Source organism: Actinosynnema sp. NPDC049800, assembly GCF_040656635.1.
Taxonomy (GTDB): Bacteria; Actinomycetota; Actinomycetes; order Mycobacteriales; family Pseudonocardiaceae; genus Actinosynnema.
The window spans coordinates 212,074-235,809 of sequence record NZ_JBFAMT010000003.1 but is presented as its reverse complement, the minus strand read 5'-3'; the positions used below and the strand labels follow the sequence as shown (position 1 = coordinate 235,809).

Below are 23,736 nucleotides of genomic sequence, written 5' to 3'. Positions count from 1 at the left end.
GGCCGCGGCACCGGGAAAGGGGGTTGTCGGTCCCCTCGCGCGTCCATGATCCTGCTGATCGGAAGATTCCTTCCGGACAGTACGGTCAGCGTGTGGGGGAATGGTGTTCACAACTGGTGGAACTTCGCGTGTCAGACGTGTCGCGGTAGTGGCCGCGGGGATTGTCGTCGCGGCGGCGGTGGCCGCGCTGCCGTCGGCGGCGGACACGTCGGAGTCCTTGCCGGACAAGGTCAGGTCGGCGTTGGGAGGTGTTCCCTCGGTGACACAGGACAAGAACGTCGCGCCACCCCGTGGCGGTGCGACGCCCGATTCGAAGACAACCCGCCAGCAGCCGCTGCTCAGGCTGGTGGAGCAGGTCGCGAACGCACCGGACCGCGCGGGTTACGTGGACGCGAAGATCGACGTCGACCGGCTCGCAGTCACGTTCTTCTGGCACGGTGACGTGCCCACGGCGGTGCGGGAGCTGGTGGCCGCCGAGAAGGGCGCGGGCATCGCGGTCGAGTTCAAGGACGTGCCTTACACGCTGGAGGAACTGCACGCGGAGTCGCGGCGGATCCTCGAGACCTACGAGCCGGCCGTCACGGCGGCGCCCAACGACGACTACACGGGCCTCAAGGTGGGCGTCGACCCCGCGGTGGTCTCGGTCGCGTCGGCGCGCATCGAGAGCCGGATGGCGATCGAGGTGTTCGAGAGGGGGAAGCGCGAGCGCGCCGTGCGCTATGCCGATTCAGCCCCTTTCTGGGGCGGCGCCCTCCTGATCGACCGGACGCAGACTAGTATCTGCTCGGCCGGGTGGGCCGTCGACCTGCCCGATGGCGGCACGGGCGCCGTTACCGCGGAACACTGCTTCAGCCCGGACGGATTCTGGATGGCGGGCGTCTCCGACCGGGTTTACGGGATTTCGGTCGACGACGATTACCAATCCGACTCCCGGCTGCTGGTGGGGCCCGGGTACAGCCCCGTCCTCTACACCGGGGCCTGGGATTCGTCGATGGGCACCGGAAAGCAGGTGCACGCGTGGAGCCAGGCGGTCGAAGGTGAATACGTGTGCCACGGTGGTGCGCTTTCCGGCGAGGTGTGCAATGACGTCCTCGTGTACGAAACCGGGGTCTGGTACGACTACCCCGAAGGTGTCGTGGGGCCCGGTTTCGAGACGCTCAAGCAGTCGCGCATCGGCTCGGCGGGCAACGGTGACAGCGGTGGCCCGACCTATCGGCCCCGGACCAGCGACGGGCTCGACAAGGCCGTCATCCTCGGCATGATCGAGAGCATCGACACGTTCTACGAGGACGACTGCCAGGGCCTGCCGGCCGGTGACGGGCGGACGTGCTCGCTGATGGTCTTCAGCGTCGACGTCAACGCCATCAACGAGGCCCTCGGGGTGGTGCCCAGCACCCAGTGACACCGCGCCGCGCGAGCGACGTGAGCGGGGTGGCAGGTCGAGGCCTGCCACCCCGCTCGGCGCGAGGATCGGGTGTCAGCGCACGTCGTCCCGTTCCAACCGGGCCTTCAGCTGGTTCAGGCAGCGGCCCCGGGTGGGGCCGATCGAGCCGCGCGGCATGGACAGGGCCTCGGCCACGGCCCGGTACTCGGCCCGGCCCGCCAGGACGGTCAGGCGCAGCAGCTCCTGGCAGCGCCGGGACATCGCGTTGAACGCGTGCCAGAGCCGCCGGTCGCGGTCGTCGCGCAGGGCTTCCGGCTCCGGCAGCCACCGGTCGTCGGGCATGTCGAGGGCTGAGTCGGTGGACAGGGCCGGGCGGCCGTTGAGGTCGCGCCAGGCGCGTCGCGCCTCCCGGCGGGTGGCGACGATCAGCCAGCCCGCGACGGCCTTCGGGTCGGCCAGCCGGTCCAGGTGCCGCAGCAGGCTCAGCCACACCGTCTGCACGACGTCCTCGGCGGTGGGCTGGTCCAGGCCGTTGCCCCTGGCCACGTGCCACACCAACGGCGTCAGCTCGGCGACCAGGGAGTCCAGCGCCGCCCGTGAACCGGACCGCGCGGCCTGCACCAGGGCGGCCTGCCGCTCGTACCGGGACGCCTGCGCCATGATCGCCGCCACGCCGAGGTCGTCCGTGCCGGGGTCCTCCGGGATGGCTTCGGCCAGTTCGGCGCGCAGGTGGTCGAGTCGGGGATCCAGCTCGTCGGTCATGACGTCTCCTTCCCGCGCTGGGAGCCGCGCACCCGTCGCTCCTCGTTGCCGACCCGCTCGCTGACCCGCGCCCGCGCCTGCGACACGTACCGCCGCACGGACGCGCGCCGACAGCCCAGCACGTCGGCGATCTCGTCGTCGTCGAAGTCCCAGAACCGCAGGACCAGCGCGGTGCGCAGGTGGTCCGGCAGGTTCGCGACCGCCGCCAGCGTGCTGACCAGCTCGTGCCACGCCTCGGCGTCCCGCTGCTTGGGCACCAGGATCCGGTACGTGCCGCGCTGCCGGGCGAGGACCTCGTCGGTGAGGTCGCCCGGCCGCTCCCGCCGACGGGCCTGGTCCACCAGCAGGTTGCGGATCGTCTTCACCAGCCAAGCACGTCGGGCGCCGGGAGCGATCACCGGCCAGTTCCGCCACGCGCCGACGAACGCCTCCTGGACCGCCGACTCGTGGTCCAGGTGGGGTGACATCACGGCCGCGAAGCGGAACAGCCGGGTGCGCTCCCGGTGGTAGAAGTCGCTGAAGGTGGCCGCGTGGTCGTCGGGATCCTCCGGCGTCACGAACCCTCCCCCCTCCGGTCCCGTACCGGGTAGACGGACGAGACCGGAGGTTGTGGAGGAAATCCGGTCGGGGGCCACCGCTGCGACGGCCGCGGCCGGGCTTCCATTCGATAGCGTATGGGGACATGGCACGGCGGACGCGCGACGACTGGACCGAGGTGGCCCTGCGGGCGCTGGTCGAGGGCGGGGTCGCGGCGGTCGCGGTGGAACCGCTCGCGGCGCGCATCGGGGCGACCAAGGGCAGCGCCTACTGGCACTTCCCCAACCGGGAAGCCCTGCTCAAGGCCACCCTGGAACGCTGGGAGCGCGAGCACACCGAGGCCGTGATCGAGCTCGTCGGTTCGGTGTCGGAGCCGTCGGAGAGGCTGCGGCTGCTGTTCGCCACCGTGCTGGAGGACGTCGAGCACAGCGCGGTCGAGCTGGCCATGCTCGCGGCCAAGGACGACCCGGCGGTGGCGCCGGTGCTCGGCCGCGTCACGGAGCGCCGCATCGGCTACCTGGAGGAGCTGTTCGTCGGGCTGGGCTTCGCCGCCGACGTGGCGCGCCGGCGGGCCGTGCTCGCCTACTCGGTCTACCTGGGGCAGGCCCAGCTGCTGGCGGCCGGCCCGCACCTGGTGCGGGCGCGGCGGGCGTTGGTGGAGGAGACGTTGACCCTGGTGCTGTGCCGTGGCTGACGCCTTCCGGTTCTCGATCAGGGTCAAGCCGGGCGCGAAGCGCGAGGCCGTCGGCGGCCGGTGGGGTGACGGCGCGCTGGTCGTCGCGGTCGCCGCGCCCGCCGTGGAGGGCAAGGCGAACGAGGCCGTCCGCAAGGCGCTGGCCAAGGCGTTCGGCGTGCGCAGGCAGGACGTCGAGGTGGTCGCGGGCGAGCGCGGCCGGGACAAGGTCGTGCGGGTCGACCCCGCCCCGGCCGGCGCCGCCGAGCTGCTGGCGCGGCTGCTGGACGGCTAGGCCGCCAGCGTCCACAGGGTGTGCGCGATGGCGTCGGTGTGGCGGTCGAGCGCGGTCGCGTTCACGTTCGACGAGGTGTCGCACGAGCGGTGGTAGCAGCGGTCGAACGCGACACCGGCCGAGCCGCCCCACTTCTGCGCCTGGGCGGAGGTCTTGATGCCCTCGGCGCCGGTGAACGTGCCGCCGACCGGGATGCCCGCCCGCGCGAACGCGGCGTGGTCGGACCGCCCGCCCACGCTGGTCAGCTCGGTCGGCACGCCGATCGAGCCGAAGTAGCCCTGGAGCGTCTGCTGGAGCCGCAGGGAGCCCGACGGCTGGCCGGACGCGCTGTAGACGAAGTAGCCCGGGTTAGGCGAGCCGATCATGTCGAAGTTGAGGTAGGCGTCGATCCGGGAGCGGTCCGTTGTGGACAGCGAGTTCACGTAGTACGTCGAGCCGACCAGGCCCAGCTCCTCCGCGCCCCACCAGGCGAAGCGCAGGTGCTTGGTCGGCTGGAAGCCGGTGGACCGCACGGCCAGCGCGACCTCCAGCAGCCCGGCCGAGCCGGTGCCGTTGTCGTTGATGCCCGGGCCCGCCGACACGCTGTCGAGGTGGCCGCCGAGCATGACCACGTTGTTCAGGTCGCCGCCCGGCCAGTCGGCGATCAGGTTGTAGCCGGTGGCGCCGTTGCTGGTGAACGACTGCACCCTGGTGGTGAACCCGGCGGCGTCCAACTTGGACTTCACCCAGTTCACCGAGGCCAGGTAGCCCGGACGGCCGTGCGCCCGGTTGCCGCCGTTCGAGGTGGCGATGCTCTGGAGCTGGGCCAGGTCGGCCTGCACGGCGGAGACCGGGATGTTCGGCCCGGCCAGGGCGGAGGGCGGCGCGGCGGTGGCCGGGCCGGGGCCCGAGCCGAGGAGCGCGCCGGTGGTGACCAGCGCGATGGAGATCGTTCGCAGCTTCACGGTGACTCCAGCAGGGAGGTGCGGGGACGTGGAGGTGACCGGGGGCGGCGGACCCTGTCGTCAACATGCACGGTTTCGCATGGTTCCCGCTAGCGACGTTCGGCTGGTGACGCTGCGTGCGGTGCCGGATTCGTCCATTTCGGTATCACCGGGGAGAATGACCCCGTCGGGTGACGCAGCGGCGGCGTGGAGGTCGAGTGGGCGATGTGACGGGCTACTTGGGCATAGCCGCCGCGGTCCTGCTGCTCTCGGTCATCGCGGTCAGGGTGTCGATCCGGCTCGGTCTGCCGTCCCTCCTGCTCTACCTCGGCATCGGGGTGCTGCTCGGCGAAGCCGTGGTGGGCATCCAGTTCGAGGACGCCGACCTGACCCGCTCACTCGGCACGGTGGCGCTCGTGCTGATCCTCACCGAGGGTGGTCTCACCACCCGGTGGAGCGCGGTGAAGCCCGCGCTCGGCCTCGGCATCGCGCTGTCGACGGTCGCCGTCGGCGTGAGCATCGCGGTCACCGGGTTTGCGCTGCACTTCCTGCTGGACATGGACTGGCGCACGGCGCTGCTGTGGGGCGCCGTGCTGTCGTCCACCGACGCGGCGGCCGTGTTCAGCGTGTTGCGCGGGGTGGGCGTCGGCAAGCGGCTCATCGGCTCGCTGGAACTGGAGTCCGGCATCAACGACGCGCCGGTCTACATCGCCGTCGTGCTGCTCGCCGCGCCGGACCCGATCACGTGGACCGCGCCGCTGCTGATGGGCTACGAGCTGATCGCGGGCGGGGCGATCGGGATCGTGCTCGGCTGGCTCGGCGGCGTCGGCCTGCGCCGGGCCGCGCTGCCCGCCACCGGCCTGTACCCGCTGGCCACGGTCGCGGTGTGCCTGCTCGCCTACACCGTCGGCGACCTCGCGCACGCGTCCGGCTTCCTGGCCGTCTACATCGCCGCCCTCGTGCTCGGCAACGCCCGCCTGCCGCACCGGGCGGACACCCTGTCGTTCGCCGAAGGGCTGGGCTGGATCGCGCAGATCGGCCTGTTCGTGCTGCTCGGCCTGTACGCGTCGCCGGGACGGCTGCTCGACGCGCTGGTGCCCGCGCTGGTGGCGGGCGCGGTGCTGGTGCTGCTGGCCCGGCCGCTGTCGGTGGCGTTCGCGGCGCTGCCGTTCCGGGTGCCGTGGCGGGAGCAGGTGTTCATCTCGTGGTCCGGGCTGCGCGGGGCCGTGCCGATCGTGTTCGCCCTGATCCCGCTGATCCAGGGCGTGCGCGGGGCGCAGCAGCTGGTGGACGCGGTGTTCGTGCTGGTCGTGGTGCTGACCGTGGTGCAGGGCACGAGCCTGCCGTGGCTGGCCAAGTGGCTGGGGCTGGTCAAGTCCGGCGAGGCGCACGAGGTGCAGGTCGACTCGTCGGCGCTGGACGACCTGGGCGCGGAGCTGCTCCAGGTCCGCATCCAGCCCGGCTCCAAGCTGCACGGCGTGTACCTGTCCGAGCTGCGGCTGCCGCCGGGCTCGTCGGTGAGCCTCGTGGTGCGGGACGCGAACGGCTTCACGCCGCAGCCGACGACCCGCTTGCAGGAGCACGACCAGCTGCTGGTGGTGTGCACCGAGGCCATGCGCACGGCGACCGAGCGCCGCATCCGCGCCGTGGACCGGGCGGGTCGGTTCGCGCGCTGGAAGGGCGACGTCGGTCTGCCGTGACGTGCCCGGGACGGCTCGTGACGTCCCGCGCCGGCCCCGTCGTGACGCCCCAGGATCGCGACGCCGGCCCCGCCGTGGCGCTCCCAGGATGTGAACGCCCCTCGACGGGGACGCGCGGGCTGGGTTAGCTTCGGGGCGAAGGTCATGAGTGCCAGCGCTAAGCCCAGGCTTGCTGGCCGGCAACCCTCCTACCGCGGTGGGGTGCCCCTGGTGAGGACCTGGCCTGGCGCGCAGGGCGCCCGGCAAGCGCGGGCTCCCTCTCCGGTGGGGTGTCCCCGGACCCCGGAGGGCGTCATGACGATCGCAGTTCCCCTCACCACCACCGTCGCGGCTCTGCCCCGTGTGGTCGGCGCGTCGCTGCGCGTGCCGCTGGTCACCGGTGAGCGCGTCGAGTACGCCAACCTCGACCACGCGGCCAGCGCGCCGTGCCTGGAGCAGGTCCGCGACGCCGTGGACGAGGTGCTGCCCTGGTACGCCAGCGTGCACCGGGGCGCGGGCTTCGCCTCGCAGGTCAGCACCAAGGTCTACGAGCAGGCCCGCTCGTCGGTCCGGCGGTTCCTCAACGCCCGCGACAGCGACGCCGTGGTGTTCGCCCGCAACACCACCGACGCGCTGAACCTGCTGGCCAGGAGCCTGCCGAAGCACACCGCCGTGATCCTCTTCGACACCGAGCACCACGCCGCGCTGCTGCCGTGGCGCGGCCCGAACGTGCGTCGCCTGCGCACGCCGGCCTCGCCCGCCCAGGCGGTGCTGGAGCTGGACCGGGCGCTGCGCGCGGCGCCGGTCGGCCCGCGGCTGGTCGTGGTGACCGGCGCGTCCAACGTGACCGGCGAGATCTGGCCGGTGGCCGAGCTGGCCCGGGTGGCCCGCCGGCACGGCGCCCGGATCGCCCTGGACGCCGCCCAGCTCGCGCCGCACCGGCCGGTGGACGTGCGTGCGCTGGACGTCGACTACACCGTGCTCTCGGGGCACAAGATCTACGCCCCGTTCGGCGCGGGCGTGCTGGTCGGCCGGTCCGACTGGTTGCAGGCCGCCGAGCCGTACCTGGTGGGCGGTGGTGCGACGGCCCGCGTCACCGACCACGGCGACCGGCTGGGCGTGGCCTGGTCGGCGGTGCCCGAGCGGCACGAGGCGGGCACGCCGAACGTGGTGGGCGTGCACGCGCTGGCCGTGGCGTGCGACGTGCTGGGCAGGCACTGGGAGCAGACCACCGAGCACGAGCGCGTGCTGCTGGCGCGGCTGCGCGAGGGCCTGAAGACCGTGCCCGGCGTGCACGAGCTGACGCTGTTCGGCTCGGACCAGGACCGGGTGGGTGTGGTGAGCTTCACCGTCGGTGGCCAGGACGCCGGTTACCTGGCCGCCGCGCTGTCCGCCGAGCACGGCATCGGCGTGCGTGACGGCGCGTTCTGCGCGCACGTGGCCGTGCACCGGCTCGCCCACGGCGAACGCGCGCTGCGCGCGTCGATCGGGCTGGGCACCACCGAGGAGCACGTGGACCGGTTCGTGGCCGCGTTGCGCGCGCTCGTGGTCGAGGGCTCGCGGTGGGAGTACGAGGTCCGGGAGGGTCGTTGGGCGCCGCTGGACGACCAGCGCGCGCTCCCGCCGTTCCTGCGCTGACTCCGATGCTGGACAATGGCCCGGTGAGCACCGATCCCAACACCGAGCCGGACACGCCGGACCAGCCGGACGCACCGCTGCCGAAGCGACGGGTCCTGCTGCTGGCCGTCATCGCGCCGCTGGTGTTGGCGCTCGACCTGGTCAGCAAGATCATCGCGGTGGACAAGCTGGAGGGGCGCGAGCCGATCGAGCTGTTCGGCGGCCTGCTCTACCTGCCGCTGATCCGCAACACCGGCGCCGCGTTCGGCCTGGCCGAGGGCTGGACGGTGATCCTCGCCCTGATCGCCTCCGGCGTGGTCGTGTTCATCCTGTGGATCGCGCGCCGGCTGCGGTCGGTCGGCTGGGCCATCGGCCTCGGCCTGGTCCTGGGCGGCGCGATGGGCAACCTGGTCGACCGGATCTTCCGCGGCCCCGGCCCGCTGCGCGGCGGCGTGGTCGACTTCATCTCGGTGCTCGACCCGTGGGGCAACTTCTTCCCCGTGTTCAACCTGGCGGACTCCGCCATCTGCGTGGGCGGCGGCGTGATCGTGCTGATGGCGTTGCTCCAGCGCGACTACGACGGCACCCGCGTGGAGAAGAAGTCCAGCGAGAAGAAGGCGGGCGCATGAGCGAGCTTGCGAGCGAGTCATTCAACGCAGCCGGCCCCGCTCTTGCCACGCCGAGCGTCAGCGAGGTGTGCGCATGAGCGGCGACTACCGGTCCCTTCCGGTGCCGGACGGCTTGGACGGGATGAGGGTCGACGCCGGTCTGGCCAAGCTCCTCGGCCTGTCGCGGACCGTGGTGGCGGCGTTGACCGAATCGGGTGACGTCGTGCTCGACGGGCAGCCCGCCGGCAAGTCGGACCGCCTGGTCGCGGGCTCCGTGCTGGAGATCACCCTCCCCGAGCCGGAACGCCCGGTGCAGGTGCAGGCCGTGCCCGTGGAGGGCCTGGTGGTCCTGCACGAGGACGACGACGTGATCGTGGTCGACAAGCCGGTCGGCGTGGCCGTGCACCCCAGCCCCGGCTGGACCGGTCCGACCGTGGTCGGCGGCCTGGCCGCGGCGGGCGTCCGGATCGCCACGTCGGGCGCCGCCGAGCGCCAGGGCGTCGTGCACCGGCTGGACGTCGGCACGACCGGCGTCATGGTGGTGGCCAAGAGCGAGCACGCGTACTCGGCGTTGAAGCACGCGTTCAAGGAGCGCACGGTCGACAAGCTCTACCACGCGCTCGTGCAGGGCCACCCGGACCCGATCAAGGGCACCATCGACGCGCCGATCGACCGGCACCCCAAGCACGACTACAAGTTCGCCGTGATGGCGAACGGCAAGCCGAGCATCACGCACTACGAGGTGGTGGAGGCGTTCCGCGCCGCGTCGCTGCTCGACGTGCACCTGGAAACCGGTCGCACGCACCAGATCCGGGTGCACTTCTCCGCGTTGCGGCACCCGTGCGTCGGCGACATCACCTACGGCGCGGACCCGGTGCTGGCCAAGCGCCTCGGCGTCACCAGGCAGTGGCTGCACGCCCGCACGCTCGGCTTCCACCACCCGGCCGACAACCAGTGGGTGTCGTTCACCAGCGAGTACCCCGACGACCTCGCCGCCGCCCTGGAATTCCTGCGCGCAGAGGGATATTGAGCCGTCCGGGGCGAAACACTTGCGCCCAGCGCGTGACCTCGGACATATCGCTTTCCCCGGATCGTTTGGCTTGCGAAGCTTTTGCCAGACGAGCACTGGGGGTTGGCGATGGACAACAGGTCCCGACTGGTGGTGCTGCTGGGCACCCTGTGCCTGCTCGGCCCGCTCTCGATCGACACCTACCTGCCCGCGTTCCCGGGCATCGCGGCGGAGTTCGGCTCGACCGAGTCGCAGATCCAGCTGTCGCTGACCACGTTCATCATCGGTCTGTCGGTCGGGCAGCTGCTCGTGGGCCCGCTGTCGGACTCGTGGGGCAGGCGGCGTCCGCTGCTGGTCGGGATCGGCAGCTACGTCGTGACCTCGCTGTTCTGCGCGGTGGCGCCCAGCGCGCTCGCGCTCTCCGGCCTGCGGCTGCTGCAAGGGCTCGGCGTGGCGGCCGGGTTCGTGATCGCGATGGCGGTGGCGCGCGACCGGTTCGAGGGTCTCGCGATGGCGCGGTTCATGTCGTTGATGATGCTGGTCAACAGCCTGGGGCCGGTGGCGGCCCCGGTGCTGGGCGGTCAGCTGCTGAGGTTCACCAGTTGGCGCGGCACGTTCATCGCGCTCGCGTTGATCGGGTTGGCCCTGCTGATCGCCCTGGCCGTGGGCCTGCCGGAGACGTTGCCGCGGAACAAGCGGCGGCCGGCGAACCTGCTGCTCACGATCAAGGTGTTCGGCGGGCTGCTGGCCGACCGCAAGTTCGTCGGCTACGCGCTGGCGTCGGCGCTGGCGCTGGGCTCCCTGTTCGGCTACGTCGCCGGGGCGTCGTTCGTGCTCCAGGGCGTGTACGGGTTGAGCCCGCAGCAGTTCAGCCTGGTGTTCGGCGCGAACTCGGTGGCGATCGTCCTGGCGGGGCTGCTCAACACCAGGCTGACGGGCCGGATCATGCCGCGCCCACTGCTCAAGATCGGGCTGGCGGGTGCGGCGACCGGTGGGATCGGGTTGCTGGTGGGCGGGCTCGTCGGCGGCGGGCTGGCGACGTTCCTGCCACCGCTGTTCGTGCTGACGATGAGCGTCGGCCTGCTCATGCCGAACGCCGGGTCGCTGGCGATGGCGCGGCACCCGGAGGCGGCGGGCAGCGCGTCGGCCGTGCTGGGCGTGACGACGTTCATGGTCGGTGGCCTGATGGCGCCGCTGGTCGGCGCGGGCGGTTCGGCGAGCGTGCTGCCGATGGTGACCGTGATGGCGGGCGCGACGGTCCTGGCCGTGATCCTGTTCGCCGTCCTGACCAGGGGCGACGTGGGCATCACCCGGGACGCCGAACCGACCGCCCGCCGCGAGCCCGACACCCAGCACGCGTGAGCCCGACGTCGGACACGCGGGCCGGTCAGTCGTCGATGGTCCAGACCAGGGTGTTCAGGTCGGTCTCGGGGCGGGAGCTCCAGCGCACCGAGAAGATCACGGTGTCCTCGGGCAGCACGTAGACGGTGTGGCCGCCGGCCGTCTCGCCCGGCTGCACGCCGATCTTGTGCGGCGGCCGGGACGACAGCGACACCGGCGCCTTGCCGACCGTCTCACCCTTGTTGGTCATCAGCACGAGGTACATGTCGGGCAGCGCGTTGAACGGCACCTGGCCGATGTTCGCCAGCTCCGTGTGCACGACCACGGCCCGCTCGCCGTCGGCCAGCTTGTACCCGGCCGCGGTGAACAGGAAGTCCGCCGGGTCGACCACCTCGACCAGCTGGATGGTGAACCGGGCGCCCTCCAGGCCCTCGGTCTCCAACGTGCTGCCGATCTTGCCGGTGCGCGAGCGCGGCGCGGGCGCCTGGTCGCCGCGAGCCCAGCCGGACGTGCCCGGCACGCCCCACGTGCTGACCGGCTCCGGCACGCGCACCGGACCGGACGCCGCGGGCTGCGGACCGGTCTGCGGCTGCGCCGGGAACGGGGTGCTCGGCGGCCCCTGCGGACCGGGGTAGCCGGGGTAGGAGCCGGACGGCGTGCCCTGCACCGTGCCCGGCGGCGGCGGGTACGGCCCGCTCGGCGTGCCGCGGGCGGCCTGGCCGCCGGGCCCCGAGTAGTTGCCCCACGCCACGCTGTTGGCCAGCGCCTTGCGGATGCCGTTCGGGTCGCACTCCACGCCGACGAGCAGCGGCAACCCGCTGCCGGACAACGTGATCAGCCGGGTGGCGGCCTCCCGGGGGTCCATGCCCAGCCGTGCGGCCACCTCGTGCACGGCGGCACGACCCATCTCGGCGATCATGGCCAGGAGACGGGCGTCGACGGGGTCCGGCGCTACCACACCTCGAACGCTACCCGCCCGGGGAGATCTTCGCGGCATCGGCCCGCACGACACGCACACCCCTTGTCCCGATTACGGAGTGTTCTCGGGATAGGCTCGCCGATGTCTTGCCCGCGCTTCGTCCCGGGCCCGCTGCGATCTTCAGGGGGGTTTGGGTGTCCGACTCGTTTGTGCACCTCCACGTGCACACCGAGTACTCGATGCTCGACGGCGCGGCCAAGCTGAAGGACATGTTCGCCGAGTGCGAGCGGATGGGCATGCCCGCCGCCGCGATCACCGACCACGGCAACATGTACGGCGCGTACGACTTCTACAAGCAGGCGACCGCGGCCGGCATCAAGCCGGTGGTCGGCATCGAGGCGTACCTGGCGCCGGAGTCCCGCTTCAACAAGAAGCGCGTCCTGTGGGGCGACCCCGGGCAGAAGGCCGACGACGTCTCCGCCAGCGGCGCGTACACGCACCAGACGATCTGGGCTCGCAACAACGAGGGCCTGCACAACCTGATGAAGATGTCCAGCCGCGCCTCCACCGAGGGCCAGCTGGGCAAGTGGCCCCGGATGGACGTCGAGCTGATCGCCGAGCACTCGGCGGGGCTGATGGCGACGACCGGCTGCCCGTCCGGCGAGGTGCAGACCAGGCTCCGCCTCGGCCACGAGAAGGAGGCCTTGGAGGCCGCCGCGAAGTGGCGCGACATCTACGGCGCCGACAACTTCTTCGTCGAGCTCATGGACCACGGCATCGAGATCGAGAGCCGCGTCCGGGGCGGGCTGCTGGACATCGCCAAGAAGCTCAGCATCCCGTTCGTGGTGACCAACGACTCGCACTACACCTACTCCGAGGACCGCGACGCGCACGCGGCGCTGCTGTGCGTGCAGACCGGCAAGACGCTCGCGGACCCGAACCGGTTCAAGTTCGACGGCACGGGCTACCACCTGAAGTCGCCCGACGAGATGCGCGCGATCGACTCCTCCGACGCCTGGCAGGAGGGGTGCCGCAACACCCTGCTGGTGGCCGAGAAGGTCGACACCACCGGCATGTTCGCCTTCCAGAACCTGATGCCGCGCTACCCGACCCCCGAGGGCAAGACCGAGGCGGACTACTTCCGCGACGAGGTCTGGGAGGGCATGCGCCGCCGGTTCCCGGACGGCGTCGACGAGGTCCACCGCAAGCAGGTCGAGTTCGAGATCGACGTGATCCTGCAGATGGGCTTCCCGTCGTACTTCCTGGTGGTCGCCGACTTCATCAACTGGGCCAAGGCCAACGGCATCCGCGTCGGTCCGGGCCGCGGTTCCGCCGCGGGCGCGCTGATCGCGTACGCGATGGGCATCACCGACCTCGACCCGCTGGCACACGGCCTGATCTTCGAGCGGTTCCTCAACCCCGACCGCGTCAGCCCGCCCGACATCGACATCGACTTCGACGAGCGCAGGCGCGGCGACGTGATCCGGTACGTCACCGAGAAGTGGGGCGTCGACAAGGTCGCCCAGGTGATCACGTTCGGCACGATCAAGGCGAAGGCGGCGATCAAGGACTCCGCCCGCGTGCTGTACGGGCAGCCGGGCTACGCGGTGGCCGACCGCATCTCCAAGGCCATGCCGCCCGCCGTGATGGGCAAGGACATCCCGCTGGCCGGCGTCTTCGACCCGTCGCACAAGCGGTACTCCGAGGCCGCCGAGGTGCGCGCGCTGTACGAGACCGACCCGCAGGTCAAGGAGATCATCGACACCGGCCGCGGGCTGGAGGGCCTGATCCGCAACGCGGGCGTGCACGCCTGCGCGGTGATCATGTCCGCGGAGCCGCTGACCGACCACATCCCGGTCTGGATGCGCCCGCAGGACGGGTCGATCATCACCCAGTTCGACTACCCGACGTGCGAGACGCTCGGCCTGCTGAAGATGGACTTCCTCGGCCTGAGCAACCTGACCACGATCGACGACGCGCTGAAGAACATCGCGCTCAACGGCAAGGGCGACGTCGACATCTCGACGGTGCCCCTGGACGACCGCAAGACCTACGAGCTGCTGGGCCGCGGCGACACCCTGGGCGTGTTCCAGCTCGACGGCGGCGCCCTGCGCGACCTGCTGCGGCTGATGCGGCCGGACAACTTCGAGGACGTCTCGGCCGTCATCGCGCTGTACCGGCCGGGCCCGATGGGCGCGAACTCGCACACGAACTACGCGCTGCGCAAGAACAAGCAGCAGGAGATCGTGCCGATCCACGAGGAGCTGCGCGAGCCGCTGGCCGAGATCCTGGACACGACGTACGGCCTGATCGTGTACCAGGAGCAGGTCATGGCGATCGCGCGGAAGGTGGCGGGCTACTCGCTGGCCCAAGCGGACCTGCTCCGCCGCGCGATGGGCAAGAAGAAGAAGGAGATCCTCGACAAGGAGTACGAGGGCTTCGAGGCGGGCATGATCGCCAACGGCTACTCGCCCGAGGCGATCAAGACGCTGTGGGACATCCTGGTCCCCTTCGCGGACTACGCGTTCAACAAGGCGCACTCCGCCGCGTACGGCCTGATCGCGTACTGGACGGCGTACCTCAAGGCCAACTACCCCGGCGAGTACATGGCCGCGCTGCTCACCACGAACTCGGACAACAAGGACAAGTCGGCCATCTACCTGGCCGAGTGCCGGCGGATGGGCATCACCGTGCTGCCGCCGGACGTCAACGAGTCCGAGCGCGAGTTCGTCGCGGTCGGCAACGACATCCGGTTCGGCCTGGGCGCGATCCGCAACGTCGGCGCGAACGTGGTCGACGCCATCATCAAGACCCGCAAGGAGAAGGGGAAGTTCGCCGACTTCTCCGACTTCCTGCGCAAGGTCGACGTGCAGGCGTGCAACAAGAAGGTCGTCGAATCGCTGATCAAGGCGGGCGCGTTCGACTCGCTCGGCCACCCGCGCAAGGGCCTGCACATGGTGCACGTCGAGGCGGTCGACGCGATCATGCTGACCAAGAAGGAAGAGGCGCGCGGCCAGTTCGACCTGTTCGGCGACGGTGGCGGCGACGACGGCACGAGCGTGTTCGACGTCAAGATCCCCGACGAGCACTGGGAGTCCAAGCACCAGCTCACGCTGGAGCGGGAGATGCTGGGCCTGTACGTGTCCGGCCACCCGCTCAACGGCGTGGAGCAGGTGCTCAGCTCCTACTCCGACACCACGATCCCGCGCATCCTGGAAGGCGACGTGCCGGACGGCACGCAGGTCACGCTGGGCGGCATCCTCGCGACGGTCACCCGCCGGGTGAACAAGAACGGCGAGCCGTGGGCGTCGGCGATGCTCGAAGACCTCGCCGGCGGCATCGAGGTGCTGTTCTTCCCCAAGAGCTACGTGGTGCACGGCATGTCGGTGGCCGAGGACGCGATCGTGCTGGTCAAGGCGCGGGTGGCCAAGCGGGAGGACCGGATCTCGCTGATCGCCAACGACCTGGTCGTGCCGGACCTGTCGGAGCTGGGCGCGCAGGCGTTGAGGCTGAAGGTGGCGGCGTCGCGCTGCGACCCGAAGCTCGTGACGTCGCTCAAGGAAGTCCTCTCCGCGCACCCCGGCACCACCGAGGTGCACCTGAACCTGGTCATCAACAGCAGCCGCAACACGTTGCTGAAGCTGGACGACGCCCTCCGGGTTACGCCCACACCGTCCCTTATGGGTGATTTGAAGGCTCTGCTCGGCCCTGGGTGCTTGGGCTGATCGGGTGACAAAGTCCGCAATCGGGGACAAGAGGGAGCCTCGGATCGTTTGAGTGAACAGGGTTAACTCAAACGAGGAGGGGATCCCTGTGGGGGAGAAGATCGCCGGTCTCGACGTGCTCGGCGAGGACTACTTCGCCGATCCGCACGCGTACCACGCCCGGCTGCGCGAGCAGGCGGCGGCGTCGCAGATCGTGCTGCCGCGAGGCACGAAGGCGTGGCTGGTCACCCGGTACGAGGAGGCGCGGTCGGCGCTGGCCGACCCGCGGTTCAGCAAGCACTTCGAGCGCTTCCCGGAGGTCATGGAGCGCAACCGGGTCGACGGCGGTGACGCGCCCGCGTTCGACGAGTCCTTGGTGCAGCACATGCTCAACATGGACCCGCCGCACCACACCCGGCTGCGCAAGCTGGTCATGAAGGCGTTCACCGCCCGGCGGGTCGAGCAGTTGAGGCCGCGCATCCAGGAGATCACCGACCAACTGCTGGACGAGGCGGGGGAGAAGGGCGACGTCGACCTGGTCGACGCGCTGGCGTTCCCGCTGCCCATCACGGTGATCTGCGAGATGCTCGACGTGCCGATGGACGAGCGCGACGAGTTCCGCGTGTGGTCCAACGTGCTGGTCGGCGGCAACGGGGAGCCGGAGGAGCTCCAGCAGGCGGGCGCCCAGATGGCGGGTTACCTGGCGAAGCTGGTCGAGCACAAGCGGACCGCGCCCGGTGACGACTTCTTCTCGGCGCTGGTCCAGGCCGACGAGGACGGCGACCGGCTGGAACCGATGGAGCTGATCGCCATGGCGTTCCTGCTCCTGGTCGCCGGGCACGAGACGACGGTCAACCTGATCGCCAACGGCGTGTACCACCTGCTGCGCAACCCGGAGCAGCTGGACAAGCTGCGCGCCGACCGCTCGTTGCTGCCCGGCGCGGTGGAGGAGTTCCTGCGCTTCGAGAGCCCGGTCAACCAGGCCACGTTCCGCTACACCAACGAGGACGTGGAACTGGGTGACGTGGTCATCCCGAAGGACAGCGTGGTGGTGGTGTCGCTGTCCGGCGGCAACCGCGACGCCTCCCGGTTCCCGGACCCGGACCGGCTCGACATCACCCGGCAGGCCGCCGGGCACCTGGCGTTCGGCCACGGCGTCCACTACTGCCTGGGCGCCCCGCTGGCCCGGATGGAGGGCGAGATCGCGATCGGGACGCTGCTGGACCGGTTCGACGTCGCCTTCGCCGCGGACCCGGACGCGCTGAAGTGGCGGCCGGGAGTGCTCATCCGCGGGCTCCAGTCGCTGCCGGTTAGCCTGACCCCTCGTGGAGCGCGATGAGCTGTTGAAGCTGGACCAGGCGCACGTCTGGCACCCGTACGGCCCGATGCCGGGCACCCTGGAGCCGCTGGTGGTCTCCTCGGCCGAGGGTGTCCGGCTCCGGCTGGACGACGGGCGCGAGCTGGTCGACGGCATGTCGTCGTGGTGGGCCGCCATCCACGGCTACCGGCACCCCGTGCTGGACGGGGCGCTGCGCGACCAGCTCGGCCGGATGAGCCACGTGATGTTCGGCGGCCTGACCCACGAGCCCGCGGTGGCGCTGGCGGCACGGCTGGTGGAGATCACGCCCGAGCCGTTGCAGCACGTGTTCCTGTGCGACTCGGGGTCGGTGTCGGTCGAGGTCGCGATCAAGATGGCGCTGCAGCACTGGCGGTCGCGGCGCCGGCCGGAGAAGCGGCGGCTGCTGACCTGGCGCGGCGGGTACCACGGCGACACGTTCCAGCCGATGGCGGTGTGCGACCCGGAGGGCGGGATGCACTCGCTGTGGCGAGGCGTGCTGCCGGAGCAGGTGTTCGCGTCCGCGCCGCCGCGCGACCTCGACACCGCGTACGTGCAGGAGCTGGCGGACCTGATCGAGGCGCACGCCGACGAGCTGGCCGCGGTCATCGTGGAGCCGGTGGTGCAGGGCGCGGGCGGGATGCGCTTCCACGACCCGCGCTACCTGCACGTGCTGCGCGAGCTGACCCTGGCGCACGACGTCCTGCTGATCTTCGACGAGATCGCCACCGGCTTCGGCCGCACCGGCGAGCTGTTCGCCGCCGACCACGCCGGGATCAGCCCGGACATCATGTGCCTGGGCAAGGCGCTCACCGGCGGTTACCTGTCGATGGCCGCGACGCTGTGCACGTCACGCGTGGCGGACGGCATCTCCCAGGGCGAGGTGCCGGTGCTCGCGCACGGACCGACGTTCATGGGCAACCCGCTGGCCTCGGCGGTCGCGCTGGCGTCGACCGACCTGCTGCTGGCGCAGGACTGGCGGTCGTCGGTGCGGCGGATCGAGGCCGGCCTGCGGTCGGGCCTCGCGGACGCGCCCGGTGACGTCCGGGTGCTCGGGGCGATCGGCGTCGTGCAGCTGGACCACCCGGTGGACCTGGCCGCCGCCACCGCCGCGGCCGTCGACCACGGCGTGTGGCTGCGGCCGTTCCGCGACCTGATCTACACCATGCCGCCGTTCATCAGCACGGACGACGACGTGGCGACGATCGCCGCCGCTGTCGTCGCCGCGGCCGAGGCGTCACACGCGCAGCAGCGTTGAGCCCCACACGAGCAGCAACGTCGCGTAGCCGACGCAGATCCAGCCGACCGCCTGGTTGGTCGGCTCCGCCTTGTGCCCGGCCAGCTTGTTGACCAGCAGCCACCAGCCCAGCGCGACCACGCCCAGGGCGACCGGCGTCAGGATCACGCCGTACGCGCCCGCGTAGACGCCCGCCCAGAAGTCCACCGGCAGGCTGATGCCGTTGGCGTAGCCGGTCGGGAACAGCTGCACGGCGATCGCCGACCACACCCACGCCACGACCCGGAGCCGTTTGAGCGTCCCCGGTTTGGCGGTGTCGTGGTTGATCGCCACCACGCCCCACGCGACGAACGCGCCGCCGCCGAACAGCCAGCCCGTCGCGGTCGACACGACCGGCACCCGGCCGACCGCCGCGCCCACCGCCGGGAACACCACGCCCCACAGGAAGAAGTGCCCGCCGACCACCAGTGCGGTGACACCCAGAACGATGAGGGTCTGGACGCCGCCGCCCTGCTGCTGGAACCAGCTCTTCGGCTTCGGCGGCGCCGGCGGGCCCGCGGTGCGGACCGACGAGTTGTCCCGCGCGCGTTGGGAACCCCGCTGGCGCTCCTTGCGCCTGCCGTTCTTCGCCACGTCAGCCGTCGACCGCTGCGGCCAGCTCGGTGTTCGTCGGCTCCACCAGGACGCGACCGTCCGGCAGCGCGATGACCGGGATGTTCTTGCGCCCGCCGGCGAGCTCGATCGCGCGGTCGCGGGCCGCGTCGTCCTGCTCGACGTCGATGTCGGTGAACGGCACTTCGTGCTCCCGCAGCCACGCCTTGGCCCGCCGGCAGTCGCCGCACCAGTTAGCCCCGTAGAGAACGATCTCACTCATAGCGGTGACTGTAGAACGCGGAGGACCACAACGCTCCGTATAGGCCTAGGGTGAGTCGCCGTGAGCGTCCTCGTGATCACCGGCACCGGCACCGAGGTCGGCAAGACCGTGGTCGTCGCCGCCCTGGCGGCCCTGGCCGCGGCCGACGGTCGACGGGTCGCCGTGCTCAAGCCCGCGCAGACCGGTGTCGCCGACGGCGAGCCCGGCGACCTCGCCGAGGTGGCCCGCCTCGCCGGCTCCGTCACCACCCGTGAACTGCGCCGCTACCCGGAACCGCTGGCACCGGCCACGGCCGCGCGCCGCTCCGGGCGGCCCGCGTTGCACCCCAGCGAGGTCGCCTCGGCGGCCGTGGCGCTGGACGAGACGCACGACCTCGTGCTGGTGGAGGGCGCGGGCGGGCTGCTGGTCCGCTTCGACGACGCGGGCTCGACCATCTCCGACGCGGCGTGGGCGCTCAACGCGCCGGTGCTCATCGTCGCGCACCCGGGCCTGGGCACGTTGAACATGACCGCGCTGACCGCCGAGGCCCTGCTGCGCCGAGGCCTGGAGTCGGTCGGCGTGGTGGTGGGCCGCTGGCCCGCCGTGCCCGACCTGGCCGCCCGCACGAACCTGGTCGACCTGCCCGAGGCGGCGGGCGCGCCGCTGCTGGGCGTGCTGCCCGACGGCATGGCGGCGCTGGGCCGGTCCGAGTTCGCGGACCGGGCGAGGGAAGGCCTGTCGCCGTGGTTCGGCGGTACGTTCGACCCGGAGAAGTTCGCCGCGCCGCACACCTGCTGACGGCCCGCCCGTGGTGGAACGAACCAGTGACGCACGTCGCTCGGGCGGGCGGGGTTCCGTGCGGCAGACTGCACGGCGGACCACCGCCGGATGACGAGGAGACGTTGTGACCGCAGCCCCTGAACAGGTCGATGTCCTCGGCGTTGCCCGCGAGCAGGTGCTGGAGCGGGGGGTCGGGCTGACCGAGGAACAGGTGCTCGAAGTCCTCCGACTGCCCGACGAGCGCATCCCGGAGCTGCTGGAGCTGGCGCACGAGGTGCGGATGCGCTGGTGCGGCCCGGAGGTCGAGGTCGAGGGCATCGTGTCGCTCAAGACCGGCGGCTGCCCCGAGGACTGCCACTTCTGCTCGCAGTCCGGTCAGTTCCCCTCGCCGGTGCGCTCGGCGTGGCTGGACATCCCCGGCCTGGTGCGCGCGGCCCGGCAGACCGCGGAGACCGGCGCGTCCGAGTTCTGCATCGTCGCCGCCGTGCGCGGGCCGGACAAGCGGCTGCTCTCGCAGGTGCGCGACGGCATCAAGGCCATCCGCGAGGACGGCAACGACATCCAGATCGCGTGCTCGCTCGGCATGCTCACGCAGGAGCAGGTGGACGAGCTGGTGGACATGGGCGTCCACCGCTACAACCACAACCTGGAGACCGCCCGCTCCCACTTCCTGAACGTGGTCACCACGCACTCGTGGGAGGAGCGCTGGGACACGCTGAAGATGATCCGCACGGCCGGCATGGAGGTCTGCTGCGGCGGCATCATCGGCATGGGGGAGACGCTGGAGCAGCGCGCCGAGTTCGCCGTGCAGCTGGCGGAGCTGGAGCCCGACGAGGTGCCGCTCAACTTCCTGATCCCCAACCCGGGCACCCCGTACGAGAACTACCCGGTGGTCGAGGGCCCCGAGGCGCTGCGGACCGTGGGCGCGTTCCGGCTCGCCCTGCCGCGCACGATCCTGCGCTTCGCCGGCGGCCGTGAGCTGACCTTCGGCGACCTCGGCGCCAAGCAGGGCATGCTCGGCGGCGTCAACGCGATCATCGTCGGCAACTACCTGACCAACCTCGGCCGGCCTGCCCAGCAGGACCTCGACATGCTGACCGAGCTGTCCATGCCGATCAAGGAACTGAGCAAGACCCTGTGACGAGCGGGCTGGGTGCTGTGGCGTACTGCGGATTTTGCGGCAAGGCGAGCGCGGAGGCCGACCACTCCGCGTGCGCGTCGCGGCTGGGTGTGATCGATCCGCCGCGGTTCTGCGCGGAGTGCGCGCGCCGGATGGTCGTGCAGGTGACACCCGCCGGGTGGACGGCCACGTGCAGCCGCCACGGCGAGATCACCTCCGCGCGGTAACCTGCCCTGCATCTGGTCACGGGTGCAGGGAGGTCGTCGGGTGGCGGAGCAACCGGTGGACGAGCGGGCGACGCCCGTTCGGGTGCCACCCGCGCCGGCGTTCGAGTACTACTACGTGGTCCGACGGCCGCGGGTCGTGGTGAAGCGCGACCTGCTGCCCTCGTTCTCCGTGCTGTCCGTGATCTCGCTGTTCGGGCTGCCCGCGGGGTGGCTGTGGGCGAGGCTCGCGCCGCCGCAGAACGTGGTGGCGCAGCAGGACGGCTCGCTGATCCCGGTGACCGGCGAGAGCTACCACCGGCTCGACGGGCTGATGCTGTTCGTGCTGATCGGGCTGGCCGCCGGGCTGGTCACGGGCATCGCGGTGTGGCTGCTGCGGGAGCGCCGCGGCCCGGTGGTGATGCTCGCCGCCACGCTCGGCGCGCTCGTGGCGGCCTACCTCGCCCAGCTGACCGGGATCGGCGCGGCGGGCAGCCGGTACGCCGTCGACGCCGCGCCCGCGGTGGGTGACGTGATCGCCCTGGCCCCGGTGCTGGAGACGTGGTGGGGCTTGCTGGCGTGGCCCTTGGGCACGGCGCTGGCGTACGGCTGCCTGGCCGCGTGGAACGGTCTGGACGACCTCGGCCGCCGGCTCGGCTAGCGCCGGCCGGGCCTAGAGCTGGTAGGCCAGGTCGGGCACGTCGGTGACGAACATGTGCCCCGGCGCGTGGGTGATCGCGAACGGCGGTTTGGACGCCATCACGGCCGCCTGCGGCGTCACGCCGCAGGCCCAGAACACCGGCACGTCGCCCTCGTGCGGCTCGGTGCGGTCGCCGAAGTCCGGCTGGTCCAGGTCGTCGATGCCGAGCGCGCCCGGGTCGCCCACGTGCACCGGCGCGCCGTGGACGGCGGGCATCCGGGCGGTGACCCGCTTCGCGGTGTCGACCAGGTCGGCCGGGATGTAGCGCATCGAGACCACCATCGGCCCGTGCAGCCAGCCCGCGGGGCGGCACTCGCGGTCGGTCACGTACATCGGCACGTTGCGCCGCTGCTCGACGTGCCGCAGCGGGACGTCGGCCTGCTTGAGCGCGGACTCGAACGTGAAGCTGCACCCGATGAGGAACGCGACGAGGTCGTCGCGCCAGTAGCGGGAGGCGTCGGTCGGCTCGTCGACCAGGTCGCCGTGCTCCCAGATCCGGTAGCGGGGCACGTCGCGCATCAGGTCGGCGTTGCCCGCGAGGAACGTCGTGGTGCTGCCCCGGTCGGTGACGTCGAGGACCGGGCACGGCCTGGGGTTGCGCTGGGTGAACAGCAGCACGTCGTAGGCCCAGTCCTCGGGGACCGCGATGAGGTTGGCCTGCGCGTAGCCGTCCGCGAGCCCGGCCGTCGGCCCCTGGTGCCCCCGGCGCACCTGTTCCGGTGTCATCGTCATCGCAGTTCGACTCCTTTCGTCTCGGGGAGGCCGAGCAGGGCGAGGACGGCGATGCCGTAGGCGATCGCGCCGAAGATCATCGCGCCGCCGACGCCCATGCCCTGCGCCAGGAAGCCCACCAGGGCGGGGAAGAACGCGCCGACCGCGCGGCCGAAGTTGTAGGTGAAGCCCTGGCCGGTGCCGCGCAGCTCGGTCGGGTACAGCTCGGCGAGGAACGAGCCGAACCCGCTGAAGATCGCCGACGTGGTGAACCCGAGCGGGAACGTGACCAGCAGGATCAGGCCGTTGGCGCCCGGCGGGATGTTGGTGAACAGCACGATGAGGATGGCGCTGAGCACGGCGAACAGGGCGAACGTGCGCTTGCGGCCCAGCAGGTCGGTCAGGTAGCCGCCGGTGACGTAGCCCGCGAACGCGCCGCTGATGAGCAGCGCCAGGTACCCGCCGGTGCCGACCACGCTGAGGCCGCGTTCGGTCTTGAGGAACGTCGGCACCCAGCCGGCCAGGGTGTAGTAGCCGCCCTGGACGCCGGTGGCGAGGATCGCGGCGAACACCGTGGTGCGGCCGAGGCTGCCCCGGAACACGGCCTTGAAGCTGCCCTTGGCCGGGCTGGTCCGCAACGCCTGCTCGGCCCGCGGCGCGTCCTTGACGTTGCGGCGGACGTAGAAGACCAGGATCGCGGGGATCGCGCCGGTCCAGAACAGCACCCGCCAGGCCAGGTCCTGGGGCAGGAAGCTGAACACGGCGGTGTAGACGATGACGCTCAGGCCCCAGCCGACGGCCCACGAGCTCTGGATGAACGCCACCGTCCGGCCCCGGTACTGCGGCTTGCAGTACTCGGCGACGAGGATGGCGCCCGCGGCCCACTCGCCGCCGAAGCCGAGGCCTTGCAGGGCGCGGAACACCATCAGCATCTCGTAGCTGGTGGCGAAGCCGCACAGCACCGTGAAGACGGCGTAGGTGACGACCGTGATCATCAGGGTGCGGACGCGGCCGATCCGGTCCGCGAGGATGCCCGCGATCGCGCCGCCGAGGGCGGAGACGACCAGGGTGACGGTGTTGAGCAGGCCCGCTTGGCCCGTGGTGAGGCCGAAGTAGGCGGTGATGGCGAACAGGCTCAGGGGCAGGACCTGGAAGTCGTAGGCGTCCAGGCCGAAGCCGCCGAACGCGCCGACGAACGCCCGCTTGCCGTTGCGGCCCAGGGTGTGGAACCAGGCGAACGGGCCGTCCTTGGTCGTGTCTACGTCTGTGGTGCTCATGTGGGTCACCTCGCAGCCGTGAGGGTGTGCCGTGGCCCACACCGTAGGGGATTGTTGAACAATCCCAC

General features: G+C 71.3%; 23 protein-coding genes and 1 riboswitch. Of the genes, 15 read left to right on the top strand and 8 right to left on the bottom strand.

From position 1 onward, the window contains the following. Positions 1–148: 148 nt before the first annotated feature. Positions 149–1,402: a chymotrypsin family serine protease gene (locus AB0I91_RS06360; RefSeq protein WP_499635577.1), complete on the top strand. Its 1,254-nt coding sequence runs from the start codon at positions 149–151 to the stop codon at positions 1,400–1,402. Between the two features lie 75 nt (positions 1,403–1,477). Here the strand turns inward: AB0I91_RS06360 and AB0I91_RS06355 are convergent, their stop codons facing one another. Together AB0I91_RS06355 and AB0I91_RS06350 are read right to left on the bottom strand one after the other, a co-directional pair. Beyond that, positions 1,478–2,044, bottom strand: a complete 567-nt coding sequence (locus AB0I91_RS06355; protein ID WP_499635723.1) for an RNA polymerase sigma factor — start codon at positions 2,042–2,044, stop codon at positions 1,478–1,480. A gap of 98 nt (positions 2,045–2,142) precedes the next feature. Next, the gene (locus tag AB0I91_RS06350) at positions 2,143–2,703 is read right to left on the bottom strand and encodes an RNA polymerase sigma factor (RefSeq protein WP_498781734.1); all 561 of its coding nucleotides are present in this window, start codon (positions 2,701–2,703) and stop codon (positions 2,143–2,145) included. Positions 2,704–2,828: 125 nt separating this feature from the next. On the opposite strand from AB0I91_RS06350, the gene AB0I91_RS06345 reads away from it, so the two are divergent. Continuing rightward, positions 2,829–3,377: a TetR/AcrR family transcriptional regulator gene (locus tag AB0I91_RS06345; protein WP_499635574.1), complete on the top strand. Its 549-nt coding sequence runs from the start codon at positions 2,829–2,831 to the stop codon at positions 3,375–3,377. Then, positions 3,370–3,651 (top strand): DUF167 domain-containing protein, encoded by a 282-nt coding sequence (locus tag AB0I91_RS06340; protein WP_498781731.1) that lies wholly within the window; start codon positions 3,370–3,372, stop codon positions 3,649–3,651. Before AB0I91_RS06345 ends, AB0I91_RS06340 begins: the two co-directional genes overlap by 8 nt. On the opposite strand, the gene AB0I91_RS06335 is transcribed toward AB0I91_RS06340, so the two are convergent. Continuing rightward, positions 3,648–4,595 carry a M28 family metallopeptidase gene (locus AB0I91_RS06335; RefSeq protein ID WP_499635572.1) on the bottom strand — a complete coding sequence of 316 codons (948 nt, stop codon included), beginning with the start codon at positions 4,593–4,595 and terminating at the stop codon, positions 3,648–3,650. The two genes, AB0I91_RS06340 and AB0I91_RS06335, sit on opposite strands and share 4 nt — an antisense overlap. A 197-nt stretch (positions 4,596–4,792) precedes the next feature. Here AB0I91_RS06335 and AB0I91_RS06330 point away from each other — a divergent pair, with 197 nt between their 5' ends. The 5 genes from AB0I91_RS06330 (at position 4,793) to AB0I91_RS06310 (ending at position 10,849) form a co-directional block, all read left to right on the top strand. Further along, on the top strand, positions 4,793–6,274 hold the full coding sequence (locus AB0I91_RS06330; protein WP_499635569.1) for a potassium/proton antiporter: 1,482 nt from the start codon (positions 4,793–4,795) through the stop codon (positions 6,272–6,274). A 140-nt stretch (positions 6,275–6,414) separates the two neighbouring features. After that, positions 6,415–6,529, top strand: a riboswitch (SAM riboswitch). A gap of 39 nt (positions 6,530–6,568) precedes the next feature. Continuing rightward, a complete protein-coding gene (locus tag AB0I91_RS06325) occupies positions 6,569–7,891 on the top strand; it encodes an aminotransferase class V-fold PLP-dependent enzyme (protein WP_498781727.1) in 1,323 nt (440 codons plus the stop codon). 23 nt (positions 7,892–7,914) lie between these two features. Next, on the top strand, positions 7,915–8,499 hold the full coding sequence (gene lspA / locus AB0I91_RS06320; protein WP_498781726.1) for a signal peptidase II: 585 nt from the start codon (positions 7,915–7,917) through the stop codon (positions 8,497–8,499). A 73-nt stretch (positions 8,500–8,572) separates the two neighbouring features. After that, on the top strand, positions 8,573–9,508 hold the full coding sequence (locus AB0I91_RS06315; protein ID WP_498781724.1) for an RluA family pseudouridine synthase: 936 nt from the start codon (positions 8,573–8,575) through the stop codon (positions 9,506–9,508). A gap of 108 nt (positions 9,509–9,616) precedes the next feature. Beyond that, positions 9,617–10,849: a multidrug effflux MFS transporter gene (locus tag AB0I91_RS06310; RefSeq protein WP_499635567.1), complete on the top strand. Its 1,233-nt coding sequence runs from the start codon at positions 9,617–9,619 to the stop codon at positions 10,847–10,849. A 25-nt stretch (positions 10,850–10,874) separates the two neighbouring features. Here the strand turns inward: AB0I91_RS06310 and AB0I91_RS06305 are convergent, their stop codons facing one another. After that, on the bottom strand, positions 10,875–11,786 hold the full coding sequence (locus AB0I91_RS06305; RefSeq protein WP_498781722.1) for an AsnC family protein: 912 nt from the start codon (positions 11,784–11,786) through the stop codon (positions 10,875–10,877). A 155-nt stretch (positions 11,787–11,941) separates the two neighbouring features. Here AB0I91_RS06305 and dnaE point away from each other — a divergent pair, with 155 nt between their 5' ends. The 3 genes from dnaE (at position 11,942) to AB0I91_RS06290 (ending at position 18,045) form a co-directional block, all read left to right on the top strand. Beyond that, positions 11,942–15,472 (top strand): DNA polymerase III subunit alpha, encoded by a 3,531-nt coding sequence (dnaE, locus tag AB0I91_RS06300; protein ID WP_498781721.1) that lies wholly within the window; start codon positions 11,942–11,944, stop codon positions 15,470–15,472. An 88-nt stretch (positions 15,473–15,560) separates the two neighbouring features. Further along, positions 15,561–16,790 carry a cytochrome P450 family protein gene (locus AB0I91_RS06295; protein WP_498781719.1) on the top strand — a complete coding sequence of 410 codons (1,230 nt, stop codon included), beginning with the start codon at positions 15,561–15,563 and terminating at the stop codon, positions 16,788–16,790. Next, positions 16,777–18,045 carry an adenosylmethionine--8-amino-7-oxononanoate transaminase gene (locus tag AB0I91_RS06290; RefSeq protein WP_499607371.1) on the top strand — a complete coding sequence of 423 codons (1,269 nt, stop codon included), beginning with the start codon at positions 16,777–16,779 and terminating at the stop codon, positions 18,043–18,045. The genes AB0I91_RS06295 and AB0I91_RS06290 overlap by 14 nt, the downstream gene beginning before the upstream one ends. On the opposite strand, the gene AB0I91_RS06285 is transcribed toward AB0I91_RS06290, so the two are convergent. Further along, positions 18,025–18,657 carry a hypothetical protein gene (locus tag AB0I91_RS06285; RefSeq protein WP_499635564.1) on the bottom strand — a complete coding sequence of 211 codons (633 nt, stop codon included), beginning with the start codon at positions 18,655–18,657 and terminating at the stop codon, positions 18,025–18,027. The two genes, AB0I91_RS06290 and AB0I91_RS06285, sit on opposite strands and share 21 nt — an antisense overlap. Position 18,658: 1 nt before the next feature. Continuing rightward, on the bottom strand, positions 18,659–18,898 hold the full coding sequence (locus AB0I91_RS06280; RefSeq protein ID WP_498781715.1) for a glutaredoxin family protein: 240 nt from the start codon (positions 18,896–18,898) through the stop codon (positions 18,659–18,661). Positions 18,899–18,958: 60 nt separating this feature from the next. Here AB0I91_RS06280 and bioD point away from each other — a divergent pair, with 60 nt between their 5' ends. The 4 genes from bioD to AB0I91_RS06260 all read left to right on the top strand — a co-directional run bounded on the left by bioD (position 18,959) and on the right by AB0I91_RS06260 (position 21,641). After that, positions 18,959–19,675, top strand: coding sequence for a dethiobiotin synthase (bioD, locus tag AB0I91_RS06275; RefSeq protein WP_499635561.1), 717 nt, complete (start codon positions 18,959–18,961; stop codon positions 19,673–19,675). Between the two features lie 106 nt (positions 19,676–19,781). Beyond that, positions 19,782–20,798, top strand: coding sequence for a biotin synthase BioB (gene bioB / locus AB0I91_RS06270; RefSeq protein WP_499635558.1), 1,017 nt, complete (start codon positions 19,782–19,784; stop codon positions 20,796–20,798). 8 nt (positions 20,799–20,806) lie between these two features. After that, positions 20,807–21,004, top strand: coding sequence for a biotin synthase auxiliary protein BsaP (bsaP, locus tag AB0I91_RS06265; protein WP_053715567.1), 198 nt, complete (start codon positions 20,807–20,809; stop codon positions 21,002–21,004). 40 nt (positions 21,005–21,044) lie between these two features. Beyond that, on the top strand, positions 21,045–21,641 hold the full coding sequence (locus tag AB0I91_RS06260) for a DUF2567 domain-containing protein (protein ID WP_498781708.1): 597 nt from the start codon (positions 21,045–21,047) through the stop codon (positions 21,639–21,641). Positions 21,642–21,653: 12 nt separating this feature from the next. Here the strand turns inward: AB0I91_RS06260 and AB0I91_RS06255 are convergent, their stop codons facing one another. Together AB0I91_RS06255 and AB0I91_RS06250 are read right to left on the bottom strand one after the other, a co-directional pair. Next, positions 21,654–22,406 (bottom strand): putative hydro-lyase, encoded by a 753-nt coding sequence (locus AB0I91_RS06255; RefSeq protein WP_499635720.1) that lies wholly within the window; start codon positions 22,404–22,406, stop codon positions 21,654–21,656. A 2-nt stretch (positions 22,407–22,408) separates the two neighbouring features. Further along, on the bottom strand, positions 22,409–23,668 hold the full coding sequence (locus AB0I91_RS06250; RefSeq protein WP_498781706.1) for an MFS transporter: 1,260 nt from the start codon (positions 23,666–23,668) through the stop codon (positions 22,409–22,411). Positions 23,669–23,736 lie beyond the last annotated feature (68 nt).

What these genes read in the sequence shown, in the direction of transcription:
- AB0I91_RS06310 (WP_499635567.1), top strand. Translation starts at nt 9,617, where the DNA reads ATGGACAACAGGTCCCGACTGGTGGTGCTGCTGGGCACCCTGTGCCTG.
- AB0I91_RS06250 (WP_498781706.1), bottom strand. Translation starts at nt 23,668, where the DNA reads ATGAGCACCACAGACGTAGACACGACCAAGGACGGCCCGTTCGCCTGG.
- AB0I91_RS06280 (WP_498781715.1), bottom strand. Translation starts at nt 18,898, where the DNA reads ATGAGTGAGATCGTTCTCTACGGGGCTAACTGGTGCGGCGACTGCCGG.
- AB0I91_RS06345 (WP_499635574.1), top strand. Translation starts at nt 2,829, where the DNA reads ATGGCACGGCGGACGCGCGACGACTGGACCGAGGTGGCCCTGCGGGCG.
- AB0I91_RS06315 (WP_498781724.1), top strand. Translation starts at nt 8,573, where the DNA reads ATGAGCGGCGACTACCGGTCCCTTCCGGTGCCGGACGGCTTGGACGGG.
- AB0I91_RS06255 (WP_499635720.1), bottom strand. Translation starts at nt 22,406, where the DNA reads ATGACACCGGAACAGGTGCGCCGGGGGCACCAGGGGCCGACGGCCGGG.
- AB0I91_RS06355 (WP_499635723.1), bottom strand. Translation starts at nt 2,044, where the DNA reads ATGGCGCAGGCGTCCCGGTACGAGCGGCAGGCCGCCCTGGTGCAGGCC.
- AB0I91_RS06325 (WP_498781727.1), top strand. Translation starts at nt 6,569, where the DNA reads ATGACGATCGCAGTTCCCCTCACCACCACCGTCGCGGCTCTGCCCCGT.